The following is a 16,597-nucleotide window of genomic DNA, read 5'->3' on the forward strand; positions in this document are numbered from 1 at the left end:
GGATATGTTTATCCTTGAAACGCTGAATTTTGTTGTTGATATTTTAAAAGTGCCATCGGTGCTTGTAGGGTTAATTGCTCTTATTGGTCTGGTGGCGCAAAAAAAAGCGTTTTCCGATGTGGTAAAAGGCACGATTAAAACTATTTTAGGTTTTATTGTGCTTGGCGGCGGCGCAACCGTACTGGTGGGTTCATTAAACCCGCTGGGTGGTATGTTTGAACACGCTTTTAATATTCAGGGCATAATTCCTAATAATGAAGCGATAGTCTCAATCGCGCTGGAGAAATATGGCGCGTCCACGGCGTTAATTATGGCATTTGGTATGGTGGCCAATATTGTCGTGGCGCGCTTTACGCGTCTTAAATATATCTTTTTGACCGGGCATCACACCTTTTACATGGCCTGTATGATTGGCGTAATCCTGACCGTGGCGGGTTTCGAGGGCGTAGGGCTGGTATTCACCGGATCGCTGATCCTGGGACTGGTGATGGCCTTCTTCCCGGCGTTGGCCCAGCGCTATATGAGGCGGATTACCGGCACCGATGACATTGCGTTTGGTCACTTTGGTACCCTGGGATATGTGCTTTCCGGCTGGATTGGCAGCCTGTGTGGTAAAGGCTCCCGCTCCACGGAAGAGATGAACCTGCCGAAAAACCTCAGTTTTTTGCGCGACAGTTCTATCTCAATTTCGCTGACCATGATGATTATCTATCTGATCATGGCAGTCAGCGCAGGGCGTGACTATGTCGAAGCGACGTTTAGCGGTGGGCAAAACTATCTGGTGTACGCCATCATCATGGCGATCACCTTCGCCGCCGGCGTGTTCATCATTCTACAAGGCGTTCGTCTGATTCTGGCGGAAATTGTTCCGGCCTTTACCGGTTTTTCAGAAAAACTGGTGCCAAACGCACGACCGGCGTTGGACTGTCCGGTGGTGTATCCCTATGCCCCTAACGCGGTGCTGATTGGCTTCCTGTTCAGCTTCCTCGGTGGACTGGTGGGACTTTTCCTGCTCGGACAGATGAAGCTTGTGCTGATCCTGCCTGGCGTAGTGCCGCACTTCTTTACCGGCGCGACCGCAGGCGTCTTTGGCAATGCCACCGGCGGTCGTCGTGGCGCGATGATCGGCGCATTTGCTAATGGGTTATTAATCACTTTCCTGCCAGTGCTGTTACTGCCGGTTCTCGGCGCGATCGGCTTCGCCAATACCACGTTCTCGGATGCTGACTTTGGCGCAATCGGTATTTTGCTGGGCAACCTGGCGCGTTATCTGTCGCCGATGGCTATCACGGGGCTGGTGGTGGCGCTATTTGCGCTACTGGTGGCGTACAACGTGTTGGCCAAAAACAAAAAAGCGAATGCCGAAGTGCAGGAAAATAGCGGAGCGAAAGAATGAACGTAACCGAAATCACCCAACTGGCGCGCGAGATTCGCGTCGCCACGCTCAAATCCTTAACCCATCTTGGCTTTGGTCACTATGGCGGCAGCATGTCGGTAGTAGAAACTCTGGCGGTTCTGTACGGCGCGGTGATGAAAATCGACCCTGCCGACCCGGACTGGCCGGAGCGTGATTACTTCGTGCTGTCGAAAGGCCATGCGGGCCCCGCCTTGTACAGTACCCTGGCGATTAAAGGCTATTTCCCGCGCGAAGAGCTGAATACGCTTAACCAGAACGGCACCCGTCTGCCCAGCCATCCGGATCGGCTAAAAACGCGCGGCGTGGACGCCACGACCGGCTCACTGGGACAGGGTATCTCTATTGCGGGCGGTATGGCGCTGTCGCATAAACTGGCGCGGCGACCCAACCGGGTATTTTGCATTGTCGGCGATGGGGAGTTGAATGAAGGGCAGTGCTGGGAGGCGTTTCAGTTTATTGCCCACCACCGCCTGAATAATCTGACCGTTTTCATTGACTGGAACAAACAGCAGCTTGATGGCGAGCTGGAGGAGATTATCAATCCGTTCGATCTGGAAGGGAAATTCCGCGCGTTTGGTTTCGATGTCGTCACCGTCAAAGGCGATGATATCGCCGGGCTACTGGCGGTCGTTCAGCCAGTGCCGCCCGCCGATGCCCAACCACGGGTAGTGATCCTTGACAGCATTAAAGGGCAGGGGGTGCCATGCCTGGAGCAGTTAACGAATTCTCACCATTTACGCCTGACGGATGACATGAAGCAGACGCTCAATGAGGCCATTCATCAACTGGAGGTCACGCATGATTAAGCTTGCGCCCGCAGGGCTTAAAGACGATATCGAAATGCGCAAAGTTTACGCCGGTTTTGTCGCCAGGCAGATTGAGGCCGGAAGCCCAATTATTGCGCTTGAGGCTGATTTAATGAGCTCGATGGCGATGGACAGCGTGGCGCGTGACTACCCGCAGCATGTCATTAACTGCGGTATTATGGAGGCGAATGTGATTGGCACGGCGGCGGGACTGGCGCTGACCGGTCGCAAACCGTTTGTGCATACCTTTACCGCTTTTGCCAGCCGTCGCTGTTTTGACCAGCTCTTTATGGCGCTGGATTATCAGCGTAACAACGTCAAAGTGATCGCCTCCGATGCCGGAGTGACGGCGTGCCATAACGGTGGCACCCATATGTCTTTTGAAGATATGGGGATTGTTCGCGGGCTGGCGCACTCCGTAGTACTGGAGGTGACGGATGCGGTGATGTTCGCGGATATTTTACGCCAGCTAATGGACCTGGACGGTTTTTACTGGCTGCGTACCATCCGTAAGCAGGCGCCGAGTATCTATGCGCCAGGCTCTACCTTTACCATTGGCAAGGGCAACGTACTGCGCGAAGGCGATGATATTACGCTTATCGCTAACGGCATTATGGTGGCTGAGGCGCTGGAGGCGGCGCGCCAACTGGAGCAGGAAGGCGTGAGCGCTGCGGTCATTGATATGTTCACCTTAAAGCCTATCGATCGCATGTTGGTGAAAAACTACGCGGAAAAAACGCGGCGTATCGTCACTTGTGAAAACCACAGCATCCATAATGGACTAGGGTCAGCGGTGGCGGAAGTACTGGTGGAAAATTGCCCGGTGCCGATGCGCCGTGTTGGCGTCAAAGAGCGTTATGGGCAGGTAGGAACGCAGGATTTCTTACAAAAAGAGTACGGACTCACCGCCGCCGCGATTGTAGAAGCAGCGAAATCAATGCTTTAATCATGGAGATATTGCCGGATGACGCTGATGCTCATCCGGTATTTTGGATCAATGATATCCCATCATCTGCGCGCCAATGACGACTACACTGGACATAATAAACAGCAGTCCCAGCAGCGACGCCCCCACTTTAAGCCAGTTGCGAAAATCGACCCGGCACACGCCCAGCGTGGCCATCAGCGAGGCCGATGTCGGATAGATAATATGGCTGAAGCCATCACCAAACTGGAAGGCCAGGACAGTCACCTGACGGTTAACGCCGACCAGATCGCCGAGCGGCGCCAGCAATGGCATGGTTAACGCCGCCTGACCCGAACCGGACGTCACAAAGAAATTAAATACCGCCTGGAAGAGCAGCATAAACCAGGCGGCGATAGCATTATTAAGCCCGCTGATGCCATGCGCGATACTATTAAGCAGCGTATTAAGCACGCTGGGTTCCCCGGCTTCGCCATTGCCGACCAGCAGCAGAATGCCTTTGGCAAAACCCACCAGTAACGCGGGCGCGATCATCATTCTCGCCCCTTCGGTGAATGAGGACGCCATTACGTTGACCGTCATGCCGTTGAGGCGGAAGATAACGCCGATGAGGCCGATCACCACGCCCATGGTGAAAAACTGGCTGGCGATTTCCGGAATAAACCAGGCGTGGACAATCACGCCCCAGACGACCCAAATCATTACGCCGGTCAGGACCAGCAGTACCAGCCAGTCACCGAAGGTGAAAGGGCGCTGGACGACTTCATCCTGCTGTTCGCGGAAATAGCGATCGGATTCGTGGACGCGGGAAAGCTGCGGATTCTTTTTCACGCGTGAGGCGTAGACCAGGGTAAAAACCAGCCCAATCAGCGTGGCGACAACCCAGACCACAATACGCAGCCCGGAGCCGGAAAGTACCGGTACGCCGGCAATCCCCTGGGCGACGACCACGCAGAAGGGATTCATCCACGAACTGGCAAAGCCAATTTGGGTGGCGATATAGGTCACCAGGACAGTGGTAATGCTGTCATAGCCCAGCCTGACCATCAGCGGGGCAATGATAATCGCAAAGGCGACCGCTTCTTCGCCCATGCCAAATACGGCGCCCCCTAATGAAAAGAGGACAAATAGCACCGGAATAAACAGGACTTCGTTGCCCCGCGTGTGGCGAATCAGCGCCAGAATGCCGTTATCCACGGTGCCGGTACGCATCACGATGCCGAATGCGCCGCCAATCACCAACATAAACATAATGATGCCGACGGCAGTGCCAAATTTCGATCCGGATGTTAACCCTTCAAACGGAAAATTCATCAGCCCCGGTCTCTCATCGCCAGTGGTGAAAAATTGTACGCGATGATACTGCGCTTCCCCGGCCTCATTGGTCACAATGCGAAAAGAGTGCGGATCGACGACTTTGCGGGTTTTTGTCTGACCATCGACCTGATACTGCACTTCCTGGCTATCAAACATCCCAACGGGCACGACCCAAGTGGCGATACTGGTTAAAATGGCGACAAAAAAGATGATGACCAGCGTATCGGGCATCGCCCATTTTCTGGCTGGTTTTGATTCTGTAACGACAGACATGACGGACTATCCCTGTTGCAAAGCAAAGAGGCTAAGTATGAGAAGAAGGGAATAGTTATTCATTGATGCAGCGCAGTTAAGCAAAAAATTCCGGGTTTGCATGGTAAATAGCAGAATGCCGAATGGCGATGCTAACGCGTCTTATCCGGCCTACAACGGTATCTCATCTGTAGGCCGGACAAGGCGTTCACGCCACCATCCGGCATTGGCTTTTACTGTTACTGCTGCTGTTGAGAAGCCTGGATCGCCGTCAGGGCGATGGTGTAGACGATATCGTCAACCAGCGCGCCACGGGACAGGTCGTTCACCGGCTTGCGCATACCCTGCAACATCGGCCCGATGGAGATCAGGTCGGCAGAACGCTGTACCGCTTTGTAGGTGGTATTACCGGTGTTCAGATCCGGGAAGATGAACACGGTAGCGCGACCAGCAACCGGCGAGTTCGGCGCTTTGGATTTCGCTACGTCAGCCATAACCGCGGCGTCGTACTGCAACGGACCGTCGATCATCAGGTCAGGACGTTTTTCCTGCGCCAGACGCGTCGCTTCGCGTACTTTCTCTACGTCGCTGCCCGCGCCAGAGGTGCCGGTGGAGTAGGAGAGCATCGCGACACGCGGTTCGATACCGAAGGCAATAGCGGAATCCGCAGACTGAATCGCGATTTCTGCCAGTTGTTCAGCAGTCGGGTCTGGGTTGATTGCGCAGTCGCCGTAAACGTAAACCTGTTCCGGCAGCAACATGAAGAACACAGAAGAGACCAGAGAACTGCCCGGCGCCGTTTTAATAAGCTGCAGCGGCGGACGGATGGTGTTGGCGGTGGTATGAACCGCGCCGGAAACCAGACCGTCGACTTCGTCCTGCTCCAGCATCAGCGTGCCGAGCACCACGTTGTCTTCGAGCTGCTCACGGGCAACCGGTTCGGTCATGCCTTTGCTCTTACGCAGCTCAACCAGGCGGGCGACATAGCTTTCACGCACCACTTCCGGATCGACGATTTCAATGCCTGCGCCCAGCTCAACGCCCTGGGATGCCGCGACGCGGTTGATTTCATCCGGGTTGCCAAGCAGTACGCAAGTGGCGATGCCGCGTTCAGCGCAGATTGCCGCCGCTTTGACGGTACGCGGTTCGTCGCCTTCCGGCAGCACTACGCGTTTACCGGCTTTACGCGCCAGCTCAGTCAGTTGGTAGCGGAACGCTGGCGGAGAGAGACGACGGCTACGTTCGGAAGTGGCGGTCAGCGACTCGATCCAGTCAGCGTTAACGTAGTTCGCGACATATTCCTGAACTTTCTCGATGCGTTCGTGGTCATCAACCGGGACTTCCAGATTGAAGCTTTGCAGGCTCAGCGAGGTCTGCCAGGTGTTGGTGTTCACCATAAAGACCGGCAGGCCAGTGGCGAATGCGCGTTCGCACAGTTTAGAAATGCGCGCGTCCATTTCATAGCCGCCGGTCAGCAGCAGGGCGCCGATTTCTACGCCGTTCATCGCGGCCAGGCAAGCAGCGACCAGGACGTCCGGACGGTCAGCGGAGGTCACTAACAACGACCCTGCGCGGAAATGTTCCAGCATATGCGGAATACTACGCGCGCAGAACGTGACGGATTTAACGCGGCGGGTTTTGATATCGCCTTCGTTAATGATGGTTGCGTTCAGGTGACGCGCCATATCGATAGCGCGGGTCGCAATCAGATCGAAGCTCCACGGCACCGCGCCCAGAACCGGCAGCGGGCTGGATTCCTGCAGTTTAGCAGGATCGATTTTGATCACCTGGGCTTTGGAAGAGTCGTCAAAGATCTCCGACAGATCCGGGCGAGTACGACCTTGTTCATCAACCGGCGCATTCAGTTTGTTGACGATAACGCCGGTGATGTTGGTGTTTTTCGCGCCGCCGAAGCTGCTGCGCGTCAGTTCGATACGCTCGTTCAGCTGTTCTGGCGTGTCGGTACCCTGAGACATGACAAAAACGATTTCCGCATTCAGCGTTTTCGCAATTTCATAGTTCAGAGACTGAGCGAACTGATGTTTACGGGTCGGAACCAGACCTTCAACCAGCACCACTTCCGCGTCTTTGGTATTCGCGTGGTAGTTTGCGATGATCTCTTCCATCAGCACGTCTTTCTGGTTGCTGGAGAGCAGAGATTCAACGTGGCTCATCTTCAGCGGTTCAGCCGCGGGCAGGGTAGAGTTCGCGCGAACGATAGTGGTGGTCTGGTCAGGCGCATCGCCGCCAGCGCGAGGCTGGGCGATAGGCTTAAAGACGCTCAGACGAACGCCTTTGCGTTCCATAGCACGGATGACGCCGAGGCTGACGCTGGTCAGGCCGACGCTGGTTCCGGTAGGGATCAGCATAATAATACGGGACACGGTTTATCCTCTTTCGTTACCGCCAGGCTCAGGCGGGATACAAAACAGCACCGCCAGCTAGGCTGGCGGTGTAAAATCAGGCAGTCAGACGGCTCGCGTCTTGCGCGATGACCAGTTCTTCGTTGGTTGGGATCACCACCGCAGGGCGAGTGCCTTCTTTGTTGATGAAACCAGATTTGCCGAAGCGGGCTGCCAGGTTACGTTCGTGGTCGACTTCAAAGCCCAGCACGCCCAGTTTACCCAGAGACAGTTCACGCACCATCGCGGCGTTTTCACCGATACCGCCGGTGAACACGACTGCATCCAGACGGCCGTCCATCAGAGCGGTGTAAGAACCGATGTATTTCGCCAGGCGGTGGCAGTAAACGTCCATCGCACGTTTTGCGTCTTCTTTGGTGGCGTAGTTGTCTTCAACATAACGGCAGTCGCTGGTCACTTCAGTCAGACCCAGCAGACCGGACTCTTTGGTCAGCATTTTGTTGATCTGATCCACGCTCATGCCCAGAGTGTCGTGCAGGTGGAAGATAATCGCAGGGTCGATATCGCCGGAACGGGTACCCATGACCAGGCCTTCCAGCGGGGTCAGACCCATAGAGGTATCCACGCATTTACCGTTACGGATAGCGGAAACAGAACCGCCGTTGCCCAGGTGGCAGGTGATAATGTTCAGTTCTTCTACCGGCTTGTTCAGCATTTTTGCCGCTTCCTGAGTCACATAGAAGTGGCTGGTGCCGTGTGCGCCATAGCGACGAACGCCGTGTTCTTTATACAGGCTGTACGGCAGGGCATACAGGTAAGACTCTTCTGGCATGGTCTGATGGAAGGCAGTGTCGAATACTGCAACGTTTTTATCTTTCAGCTGCGGGAAAGATTTCAGCGCTTCGGCGATACCAATCAGGTGAGCCGGGTTATGCAGCGGTGCGAAAGAGGCGGAATCTTTGATGCCCTGAATGACGGACTCATCAATGACGACGGAGCGGGTATACTTCTCGCCGCCGTGTACGATACGGTGACCAATTGCAGTTAACTGCGCAGACAGTTCTGGTTTTTGTGCCAGAATAGTGTTAACGATAAAGTTTAGCGCTTCACTGTGAGCGGCGCCTGCACCTAAAGCCGCTTCTTGTTTACTGCCGTCCATTTTCCATTTGATGCGTGCCTCTGGCAGATGGAAACATTCGGCTAAACCAGAAAGGTATTCATCACCGTTAACTGCATCAATAATTGCAAATTTCAGTGAAGAACTACCGCAGTTCAGAACCAGTACTAACTTACTCGACATGGAAGTACCTATTTATGATACGTGGCTAAAAAAACGTCAGTGAGCCATAGAGCGTAGCGCATGATAGCCCTGACATTTATGATTAACATCATGCGCAGGAGTTTTTTTGGGCATGATGGAAGAAATACCTTTGAGTCTATGCCATTTTGCGTATTTTTCAGCCAATGGCATACTATGTATAATATTGACGACTCAATGCTTTTAAACTACCGGCCTTTGACAGGCCGACACAGGATACCTGATAGTGGGTATCGAAGACAAAATGTTTTGAACGTTGTCCCTCGCAGTTGCTGTTTTGCACAAATTTTTTAAATTTTATATGTGAAGTTGAGGTAGGCCATGTCGACACCGGATAATCGCTCCGTAAATTTTTTTAGCTTATTCCGCCGGGGGCAGCACTACGCGAAGACGTGGCCGATGGAAAAGCGGCTGGCACCCGTTTTCGTCGAAAACCGCGTAATTCGTATGACTCGCTATGCCATACGATTTATGCCGCCTGTCGCGGTCTTTACGTTATGCTGGCAGATAGCGCTGGGCGGTCAGTTAGGTCCGGCCGTGGCGACCGCCCTGTTCGCCCTGAGCTTGCCCATGCAGGGATTATGGTGGTTAGGGAAACGTTCCGTGACGCCATTGCCGCCTTCAATCCTCAACTGGTTTTACGAAGTTCGCGGCAAATTGCAGGAAGCCGGACAAGCGCTGGCGCCGGTAGAAGGAAAGCCGGATTACCAGGCATTAGCTGACACGCTTAAGCGCGCCTTCAAACAACTGGATAAAACTTTCCTGGATGATTTGTAATTGACCCCGGATTACGCATATAAAAGAAGGCATACCAATGCCTTCTTTTTTTCATCGCCATAGCGTGATACAGGAGTTCAAAATGGAAATGACCAACGCGCAACGTCTGATTTTGTCTAACCAGTACAAAATGATGACGATGCTCGATCCCACCAACGCCGAGCGTTACCGTCGCTTACAAACAATTATTGAACGCGGCTACGGCCTGCAGATGCGCGAGCTGGATCGCGAGTTTGGCGAGCTAACGGAAGAGACCTGTCGTACCATCATCGATATTATGGAGATGTACCATGCGCTGCACGTCTCCTGGACCAACCTCAAAGATACGCAAGCCATCGACGAACGTCGCGTCACCTTCCTGGGGTTTGACGCCGCGACGGAAGCGCGCTACCTCGGCTATGTCCGTTTTATGGTGAATATAGAAGGGCGCTACACTCACTTTGACGCCGGGACGCACGGCTTTAATGCCCAGACGCCGATGTGGGAAAAATACCAGCGGATGTTGAATGTCTGGCACGCCTGTCCGCGTCAGTACCACCTGAGCGCGAATGAAATCAATCAAATCATTAATGCCTGAGGAGGTTCGCGTGCAGTGTAAAGGCTTTCTGTTTGATCTGGATGGAACGTTGGTTGACTCATTACCTGCCGTTGAACGCGCGTGGTGTAACTGGGCCGATCGCTTTAACCTTGCTCATGATGAGGTGCTGGGCTTTATTCATGGCAAACAGGCGATGACCTCGTTGCGGCATTTTATGGCGGGTAAATCGGAGGCGGAAATTGCCGCTGAGTTTACGCGCCTGGAGCAAATAGAAGCCACTGAAACCGCAGGGATCACCGCGTTGCCGGGGGCAGCCGATTTACTTAATCACCTGAATAAAGCGGGCATTCCGTGGGCTATCGTTACCTCCGGTTCAATGCCGGTCGCGCGTGCGCGCCATCAGGTCGCGGGCCTTCCCGCGCCAGAGGTGTTTGTCACCGCCGAACGAGTCAAACGCGGCAAACCGGAGCCGGATGCGTATTTGCTCGGCGCACAACTGCTTGGCCTGGCCCCTCAGGAGTGCGCCGTAGTGGAAGATGCCCCGGCTGGCGTGCTGTCCGGGCTGGCTGCGGGCTGCCATGTCATTGCGGTCAATGCGCCGGCCGACACGCCGCGTCTGGCGGATGTTGATTTTGTGTTGGATAGCCTGACGCAATTGTCGGTCGCTAAACAACCAAACGGTGATGTGGTGGTGTTAAGAAAGACCTGATCATGATATCGCCCCGCCCTGGCGGGGCATATTTATGGCAGAATCGCATTATCTTCTCATCTGACAAGGATATGTTGTGAACGGTGAATTGATTTGGGTTCTCTCTTTACTGGCGGTTGCCGTTGTGCTGTTTGCGACGGGCAAAGTACGTATGGATGCGGTGGCTTTATTCGTCATTGTTGCTTTTGTCCTTAGTGGTACCTTGACCCTTCCGGAAGCCTTTTCCGGCTTCAGCGATCCGAATGTCATTCTTATCGCCGCCTTATTTATTATTGGCGACGGTCTTGTGCGTACCGGCGTTGCTACGGTGGTCGGTACCTGGCTGGTTAAAATGGCGGGCAGCAGTGAAATCAAGATGCTGGTTTTACTGATGATCACTGTCGCCGGGCTTGGCGCTTTCATGAGTTCAACCGGCGTGGTGGCGATTTTTATCCCCGTTGTTCTTAGCGTTTCTATGCATATGCAGACCTCGCCTTCGCGCCTGATGATGCCGCTTAGCTTTGCCGGGCTTATCAGCGGAATGATGACGCTGGTGGCGACGCCGCCGAACCTGGTGGTTAACAGTGAACTGCTGCGTGAAGGCCTGCACGGGTTCAGCTTTTTTAGCGTGACGCCGCTGGGGGTAGTGGTGCTGGCGCTCGGCATTGTTTATATGCTGGTGATGCGCTTCATGCTAAAAGGCGATACGCCCGGACAACAGGCCGGTAAGCGGCGCACTTTCCGCGATCTTATCCGTGATTACCGCCTGACGGGACGCGCTCGCCGTCTGGCGATTCGCCCCGGTTCGCCGATGGTGGGACAGCGGCTGGACGACCTTAAACTGCGCGAACGTTACGGCGCCAATGTTATCGGCGTTGAACGCTGGCGGCGCTTTCGGCGGGTTATCGTCAATGTGAACGGCGTATCGGAGTTTCGTGCTCGCGACGTTCTGCTGATTGATATGTCGGCGGCGGAGGTTGACCTCAGAGAGTTTTGCGCCGAACAACTGCTGGAACCGATGGTATTGCGTGGAGAATATTTTTCCGATCAGGCGTTAGATGTCGGGATGGCGGAAATTTCGCTTATTCCGGAGTCTGAACTGATAGGCAAGTCGGTGCGGGAAATCGCCTTCCGTACACGTTACGGGCTGAATGTGGTCGGCCTGAAACGCGACGGCGTCGCGCTGGAAGGATCGCTGGCCGATGAGCCGTTATTGATGGGCGATATCATTCTGGTTGTGGGGAACTGGAAGTTAATCAGCCAGCTTGGGCAAAAAGGTCGCGACTTTGTGGTGCTGAATATGCCGGTCGAGGTCAGCGAAGCCTCTCCAGCGCACAGCCAGGCGCCGCACGCCATTTTCTGCCTGGTACTTATGGTGGCGCTGATGTTAACCGATGAAATTCCCAACCCGATCGCGGCGATTATCGCCTGCCTGCTGATGGGGAAATTTCGCTGTATTGATGCTGAAAGCGCCTATAAAGCGATCCACTGGCCGAGTATTATTTTGATTGTGGGTATGATGCCGTTTGCGCTGGCGTTGCAAAAAACCGGCGGCGTCTCTCTGGTGGTGAAAGGGTTAATGGATATCGGCGGCGGCTATGGGCCGTATATGATGCTGGGATGCCTGTTCGTGCTGTGTGCCGCCATAGGGTTGTTTATTTCTAACACGGCAACGGCGGTGCTGATGGCGCCGATTGCGCTGGCGGCGGCGAAGTCAATGGGCGTATCGCCCTATCCGTTTGCGATGGCGGTGGCGATGGCGGCATCCGCCGCCTTTATGACGCCGGTTTCATCGCCGGTCAATACGCTGGTTCTGGGGCCGGGAAACTATAGCTTTAGCGATTTTGTGAAGCTTGGCGTGCCGTTCACGCTTATTGTGATGGCGGTCTGTATTGTGATGATTCCGATGTTATTCCCGTTTTAACCATAGGCTGGAAAATGCCTGATGGCGCTACGCTTATCAGGCCTACGCTGGCGAACGTTGCGCCAGGCCGGATAAGGCACAGCCGCCATCCGGCAACTAAAGCGGTGAATCCTGGCTTATCTCGTCAAGAGAAAGATGGAAACTTGGCACGAACACCGCCATAAAATAGTCCATCTCCTGGCTGCGACGTAATTCCAGCGTTTTTTCCAGCCGCGTTTTCGCCAGCAAAAACTCATTATTCCCCGCCGATAACTCTTCCAGACATTTCAGGTAGGCGCAAAGCGCATCGGCCTGTTTCACGATTGCCTGTTCTTCTTCGCTCCAGGTATTCTCATCAATAAGCGGTGCGAAAATATCGCGTAATTCATCCGGTGCCATATCAACCAGCTTTTGCTGGGCGATTTTTTCGATCGCTTTATATTCCTGGGCTATCTGGGAATTAAAATATTTTACCGGCGTTGGCAGATCGCCGGTCAGTACTTCTGAGGCATCGTGATACATCGCCAGAAGCGCGATACGTTCAGCATTGAGCTGACCGCCAAATTTACGGTTTTTTATCGCCGCCAACGCATGGGCGACCATCGCCACCTGCAGGCTATGTTCGGAGACGTTTTCCGTACGCACGTTACGCATCAGCGGCCAGCGGTTAATCAACTTCATGCGGGAGAGATGGGCGAAAAAATGGCTCTGCTTCATAGATTACCTTATGTTTTCACTGCGGCAGACTTCATTGTGCGGGGAGGGAGATGAAGATGCAATTCAGGCTACCAAAGTAGCCTGAATTTAAGATTATTGATGGTAGCCTGAGAGGAAGCGCCCAAAGCGGTTGATGGCCATCTCCAGGTCATCTTCACGTGGTAGCGTCACAATACGGAAGTGATCCGGCCACGGCCAGTTAAAGGCGGTCCCTTGCACCAGCAGCACCTTTTCCTGTAGCAGGAAGTCCAGCACCATCTTCTGGTCGTCGTGAATATTAAAACGTTTAGCGTCGATCCTGGGGAACATGTACAACGCGCCGCGCGGTTTCACGCAGGAAACGCCGGGGATATCGTTAATCAACTCCCAGGCGCGGTTACGTTGTTCATACAGACGACCGCCCGGCAGGATAAATTCGCTAATGCTTTGATAGCCGCCGAGCGCGGTCTGAATGGCGTGTTGCGCCGGGACGTTGGCACACAACCGCATTGAGGCTAACATCTCCAGCCCTTCAATATAGCCCTTCGCATGTTTTTTCGGCCCGTTCAATACCATCCAGCCCTGACGGAATCCGGCGACGCGATAGGTTTTAGACAGACCGTTAAAGGTGATAGTTAGCAGGTCAGGCGCCAGTGCGGCGATAGAGTGATGTTCGGCATCGTCATAGAGAATCTTGTCATAAATTTCATCGGCGAAGATGATGAGATTATGCTCGCGCGCAATGGTGACAATTTCCATCAACAATTCTTTAGAATAGACGGCGCCAGTAGGGTTGTTTGGATTAATAATGACAATGCCGCGCGTACGTGGGGTGATTTTGGCGCGGATATCGTCAAGATCCGGGAACCAGTCGGAAGATTCATCGCAAAGATAATGTACCGCCTTGCCGCTGGAAAGCGATACTGCCGCCGTCCATAATGGATAGTCGGGCGCGGGAACCAGCATTTCATCGCCACTGTTAAGCAACGCCTGCATCGCCTGAACGATCAGTTCGGAAACGCCGTTACCGATATAGATATCTTCCACGGTCACATCGCGCATTCCACGGGCCTGATAATGCTGCATAATCGCTTTACGGGCGGAATAAAGCCCTTTCGAGTCGCAATATCCTTGCGCCGTCGGCAAATTACGAATGACATCGACCAGAATTTCGTCCGGCGCTTCGAATCCGAAGGGGGCAGGGTTGCCGATATTCAGTTTAAGAACTTTATTACCTTCTTCTTCAAGGCGTTTCGCTTCTTTCAGAACGGGACCACGAATGTCATAACAGACATTTTCGAGTTTGCTGGATTTTTCAATGGGGGACATGAATCTTGACCTTTTAGCTGTTATTGCCACTCCCTGCCGTGGAAGTCAGCACGAAACAATGTACTCCCACGACGGTGAGTTTTGAAGAGTTGGCAGAAGAAGATTTTGTTTATTTTTAACGCGCTTTCTCGTTGTTTAAAACTCTACAAAATCATTTTTACAGGTTTATTTTCTGTTTTTATTCATACATGTAGTTTTTTTATTCTGCTTTATTGCTTGTGGTGTGGTGTTTTATTTTGCTGAAAGTTGTCTGTTTTATGAGAGATAAGCATTCATCATTAGTGTAGCGTCGGCTATTTCGGAAATACTGAGCATTAACGGTGAAATGAGAAGGTTAGACCTTTCCGGCGCTAGGCGGTGTGAAACTATTGTTAAGTATAATTAATGAATGGTGGAAATCTTAATTAATTATTATTTAATATTTAAAAAGCATTTACTAAAGCCGTAATAATATCTTGCTGGTCCGATTAGTATAACATATCCCAGATTAAGATTATTCGTAATAATACTTATAAATATAGCGGTTTTAGGTTAAGATAATGATCCGAAACGGGGGCGTAGTCTGCGTTGTCTGCTAATTTTTATGACGCGAGTTTATACATAACCTATTGTTCAATATATTGTTTTTGTATCATTGCATGTCAGTAAACTATTTGACGCTGTTACAAAATTTACACGTCCATCATTAGCAGAAATCTGTAGACGCCTAAAGGTATGACACATTCTCTTCGATATATCCCGATAGGTTGCATTCGGTATTATATCGGCAAGTAAGAGAAGTGTTTTGGTCGTATTTTCAATTACATTCTAACATTTACCTGGGTAACCAGGTGGTACTGCGAAGGATGCACATTACAAATGGAATTGCTTGTTTCTGAATGCACAGCATTAACCAGGTCAGCCCGATATGACCCGCCAGTAAGTGAAAAATTATGATAAATGCAAATCGTCCGATAATTAACCTCGATCTCGATCTGCTGAGAACGTTCGTGGCTGTTGCCGATCTGAACACCTTCGCCGCGGCGGCTGCTGCGGTATGTCGTACTCAGTCTGCGGTCAGTCAGCAAATGCAGCGTCTTGAGCAACTCGTGGGAAAGGAATTGTTCGCCCGCCATGGTCGTAACAAACTTTTGACCGAACACGGTATCCAGCTTCTGGGGTACGCCAGAAAAATCCTGCGTTTTAATGATGAAGCGTGTTCATCATTAATGTTTAGTAATCTTCAGGGGGTGTTAACAATCGGCGCTTCTGATGAATCAGCTGACACTATCCTGCCTTTTTTGCTTAGCCGAATTAGCTCGGTTTATCCGAAGCTCGCACTTGATGTACGGGTAAAACGCAACGCCTATATGGTGGACATGGTTAAATCGCAGGAAGTGGATTTGGTGGTGACGACTAACCAACCTCACTCGCTGGACTGTCTCAATCTGCGGACATCGCCTACCCATTGGTATTGTGCGGCTGAATATGTTTTGCAAAGGGGAGAACCTATACCATTAGTGCTGCTGGACGATCCCAGCCCATTCCGCGATATGGTGCTGGAGACGTTAAATGCAGCGGGTATTTCCTGGCGGCTGGCCTACGTGGCGTCGACATTACCGGCGGTACGTGCGGCCGTTAAAGCCGGTCTTGGCGTAACGGCTCGACCTGTCGAGATGATGAGTCCCGACCTACGCGTGTTGGGCGCCGCAGACGGATTACCGCCTTTGCCGGATACGGAATATCTATTGTGCCGCGATCCTGATAGTCAGAATGAGCTGGCGATGGTGATTTTCCATGCGATGGAAAGCTATCAAAACCCGTGGCATTATAATCAGTTTTCTGCAGAAGGCGGAGATGATTCGCTGATGGTTGAGGGCGGTTTTGAATAGATCGCAGGGAAATTGCGCTAAGCCGTAAATGTAAAAAAGAGCCGCTGGCGATGAAAAAACGCCCAGTGGCTCTTTTTTTGCGTCTATCTGTACTATCTTAATAGCACAAATTGTAAAAGACACGGTAAATCAGCCAGTAGCGATTCGCTGTTTACTGTGGGTAAATAATAACCGGAACAGCCATTTTATGAATTTGTATGTTAAAAAACTAGAGAAATTGTTGCTGTTTTACGGGGTGAATTAACAAAAGCGTGTCACAGATCAAGAAAATACTCCCATTTAGGGGGAGGCATCTTCACAAATTCCTGTCAAAATAGGTGGGTGTTATCTCTTTATCTTCACAACGGACACGATTCAACAACATAAAATCCCCGTGGTCGGGTAGGCATTTTCTCCA

General features: G+C 52.4%; 14 protein-coding genes. 9 read left to right on the plus strand and 5 right to left on the minus strand.

Annotated features, from left to right (window positions below; translation table 11 throughout):
- Nucleotides 1-4: 4 nt before the first annotated feature.
- Genes ACE15A_RS06650 through ACE15A_RS06660 form a run of 3 tightly spaced genes read left to right on the plus strand, consistent with a single transcriptional unit; the run spans nucleotide 5 to nucleotide 3,169 of the window.
- Nucleotides 5-1,396, plus strand: a complete 1,392-nt coding sequence (locus ACE15A_RS06650) for a PTS ascorbate transporter subunit IIC (RefSeq protein WP_001804488.1) — start codon at nucleotides 5-7, stop codon at nucleotides 1,394-1,396.
- Complete coding sequence (locus ACE15A_RS06655) at nucleotides 1,393-2,223, plus strand: transketolase (RefSeq protein WP_001103274.1); 831 nt, start codon at nucleotides 1,393-1,395, stop codon at nucleotides 2,221-2,223. Before ACE15A_RS06650 ends, ACE15A_RS06655 begins: the two co-directional genes overlap by 4 nt.
- On the plus strand, nucleotides 2,216-3,169 hold the full coding sequence (locus ACE15A_RS06660; protein WP_053530040.1) for a transketolase family protein: 954 nt from the start codon (nucleotides 2,216-2,218) through the stop codon (nucleotides 3,167-3,169). Before ACE15A_RS06655 ends, ACE15A_RS06660 begins: the two co-directional genes overlap by 8 nt.
- 48 nt (nucleotides 3,170-3,217) lie before the next feature.
- On the opposite strand, the gene yfcC is transcribed toward ACE15A_RS06660, so the two are convergent.
- From yfcC to ackA, 3 genes are all read right to left on the minus strand, one after another.
- Nucleotides 3,218-4,738: a putative basic amino acid antiporter YfcC gene (yfcC, locus tag ACE15A_RS06665; RefSeq protein ID WP_023248514.1), complete on the minus strand. Its 1,521-nt coding sequence runs from the start codon at nucleotides 4,736-4,738 to the stop codon at nucleotides 3,218-3,220.
- A 218-nt stretch (nucleotides 4,739-4,956) separates the two neighbouring features.
- Complete coding sequence (gene pta, locus ACE15A_RS06670; RefSeq protein ID WP_000086695.1) at nucleotides 4,957-7,101, minus strand: phosphate acetyltransferase; 2,145 nt, start codon at nucleotides 7,099-7,101, stop codon at nucleotides 4,957-4,959.
- 76 nt (nucleotides 7,102-7,177) lie between these two features.
- The gene (gene ackA, locus ACE15A_RS06675; protein WP_053507765.1) at nucleotides 7,178-8,380 is read right to left on the minus strand and encodes an acetate kinase; all 1,203 of its coding nucleotides are present in this window, start codon (nucleotides 8,378-8,380) and stop codon (nucleotides 7,178-7,180) included.
- A 339-nt stretch (nucleotides 8,381-8,719) separates the two neighbouring features.
- On the opposite strand from ackA, the gene yfbV reads away from it, so the two are divergent.
- The 4 genes from yfbV to ACE15A_RS06695 all read left to right on the plus strand — a co-directional run bounded on the left by yfbV (nucleotide 8,720) and on the right by ACE15A_RS06695 (nucleotide 12,325).
- Nucleotides 8,720-9,175 (plus strand): terminus macrodomain insulation protein YfbV, encoded by a 456-nt coding sequence (yfbV, locus tag ACE15A_RS06680; protein WP_000106617.1) that lies wholly within the window; start codon nucleotides 8,720-8,722, stop codon nucleotides 9,173-9,175.
- Nucleotides 9,176-9,257: 82 nt separating this feature from the next.
- Nucleotides 9,258-9,752, plus strand: a complete 495-nt coding sequence (locus ACE15A_RS06685) for a YfbU family protein (RefSeq protein WP_000426135.1) — start codon at nucleotides 9,258-9,260, stop codon at nucleotides 9,750-9,752.
- Nucleotides 9,745-10,422, plus strand: a complete 678-nt coding sequence (locus ACE15A_RS06690) for a sugar phosphatase (RefSeq protein WP_077944395.1) — start codon at nucleotides 9,745-9,747, stop codon at nucleotides 10,420-10,422. The genes ACE15A_RS06685 and ACE15A_RS06690 overlap by 8 nt, the downstream gene beginning before the upstream one ends.
- Before the next feature lie 76 nt (nucleotides 10,423-10,498).
- Nucleotides 10,499-12,325, plus strand: coding sequence for an SLC13 family permease (locus ACE15A_RS06695; RefSeq protein WP_053530042.1), 1,827 nt, complete (start codon nucleotides 10,499-10,501; stop codon nucleotides 12,323-12,325).
- Nucleotides 12,326-12,421: 96 nt separating this feature from the next.
- Here the strand turns inward: ACE15A_RS06695 and yfbR are convergent, their stop codons facing one another.
- Nucleotides 12,422-13,021: a 5'-deoxynucleotidase gene (yfbR, locus tag ACE15A_RS06700; RefSeq protein ID WP_053507762.1), complete on the minus strand. Its 600-nt coding sequence runs from the start codon at nucleotides 13,019-13,021 to the stop codon at nucleotides 12,422-12,424.
- 93 nt (nucleotides 13,022-13,114) lie between these two features.
- On the minus strand, nucleotides 13,115-14,329 hold the full coding sequence (gene alaA, locus ACE15A_RS06705) for an alanine transaminase AlaA (protein ID WP_000074543.1): 1,215 nt from the start codon (nucleotides 14,327-14,329) through the stop codon (nucleotides 13,115-13,117).
- A gap of 932 nt (nucleotides 14,330-15,261) precedes the next feature.
- On the opposite strand from alaA, the gene lrhA reads away from it, so the two are divergent.
- Together lrhA and ACE15A_RS06715 are read left to right on the plus strand one after the other, a co-directional pair.
- The gene (lrhA, locus tag ACE15A_RS06710; RefSeq protein WP_023248510.1) at nucleotides 15,262-16,200 is read left to right on the plus strand and encodes a transcriptional regulator LrhA; all 939 of its coding nucleotides are present in this window, start codon (nucleotides 15,262-15,264) and stop codon (nucleotides 16,198-16,200) included.
- Nucleotides 16,201-16,285: 85 nt separating this feature from the next.
- Nucleotides 16,286-16,444: a hypothetical protein gene (locus ACE15A_RS06715; protein WP_044136415.1), complete on the plus strand. Its 159-nt coding sequence runs from the start codon at nucleotides 16,286-16,288 to the stop codon at nucleotides 16,442-16,444.
- Nucleotides 16,445-16,597: the final 153 nt, after the last annotated feature.

The sequence above is a fragment of the Salmonella sp. HY31 genome, from assembly GCF_042604575.1.
Taxonomy (GTDB): Bacteria; Pseudomonadota; Gammaproteobacteria; order Enterobacterales; family Enterobacteriaceae; genus Salmonella; species Salmonella diarizonae.

What these genes read in the sequence shown, in the direction of transcription:
- ACE15A_RS06650 (WP_001804488.1), top strand. Translation starts at nt 5, where the DNA reads ATGTTTATCCTTGAAACGCTGAATTTTGTTGTTGATATTTTAAAAGTG.
- ACE15A_RS06655 (WP_001103274.1), top strand. Translation starts at nt 1,393, where the DNA reads ATGAACGTAACCGAAATCACCCAACTGGCGCGCGAGATTCGCGTCGCC.
- ACE15A_RS06660 (WP_053530040.1), top strand. Translation starts at nt 2,216, where the DNA reads ATGATTAAGCTTGCGCCCGCAGGGCTTAAAGACGATATCGAAATGCGC.
- yfcC (WP_023248514.1), bottom strand. Translation starts at nt 4,738, where the DNA reads ATGTCTGTCGTTACAGAATCAAAACCAGCCAGAAAATGGGCGATGCCC.
- ackA (WP_053507765.1), bottom strand. Translation starts at nt 8,380, where the DNA reads ATGTCGAGTAAGTTAGTACTGGTTCTGAACTGCGGTAGTTCTTCACTG.
- yfbV (WP_000106617.1), top strand. Translation starts at nt 8,720, where the DNA reads ATGTCGACACCGGATAATCGCTCCGTAAATTTTTTTAGCTTATTCCGC.
- ACE15A_RS06685 (WP_000426135.1), top strand. Translation starts at nt 9,258, where the DNA reads ATGGAAATGACCAACGCGCAACGTCTGATTTTGTCTAACCAGTACAAA.
- ACE15A_RS06690 (WP_077944395.1), top strand. Translation starts at nt 9,745, where the DNA reads ATGCCTGAGGAGGTTCGCGTGCAGTGTAAAGGCTTTCTGTTTGATCTG.
- yfbR (WP_053507762.1), bottom strand. Translation starts at nt 13,021, where the DNA reads ATGAAGCAGAGCCATTTTTTCGCCCATCTCTCCCGCATGAAGTTGATT.
- alaA (WP_000074543.1), bottom strand. Translation starts at nt 14,329, where the DNA reads ATGTCCCCCATTGAAAAATCCAGCAAACTCGAAAATGTCTGTTATGAC.
- lrhA (WP_023248510.1), top strand. Translation starts at nt 15,262, where the DNA reads ATGATAAATGCAAATCGTCCGATAATTAACCTCGATCTCGATCTGCTG.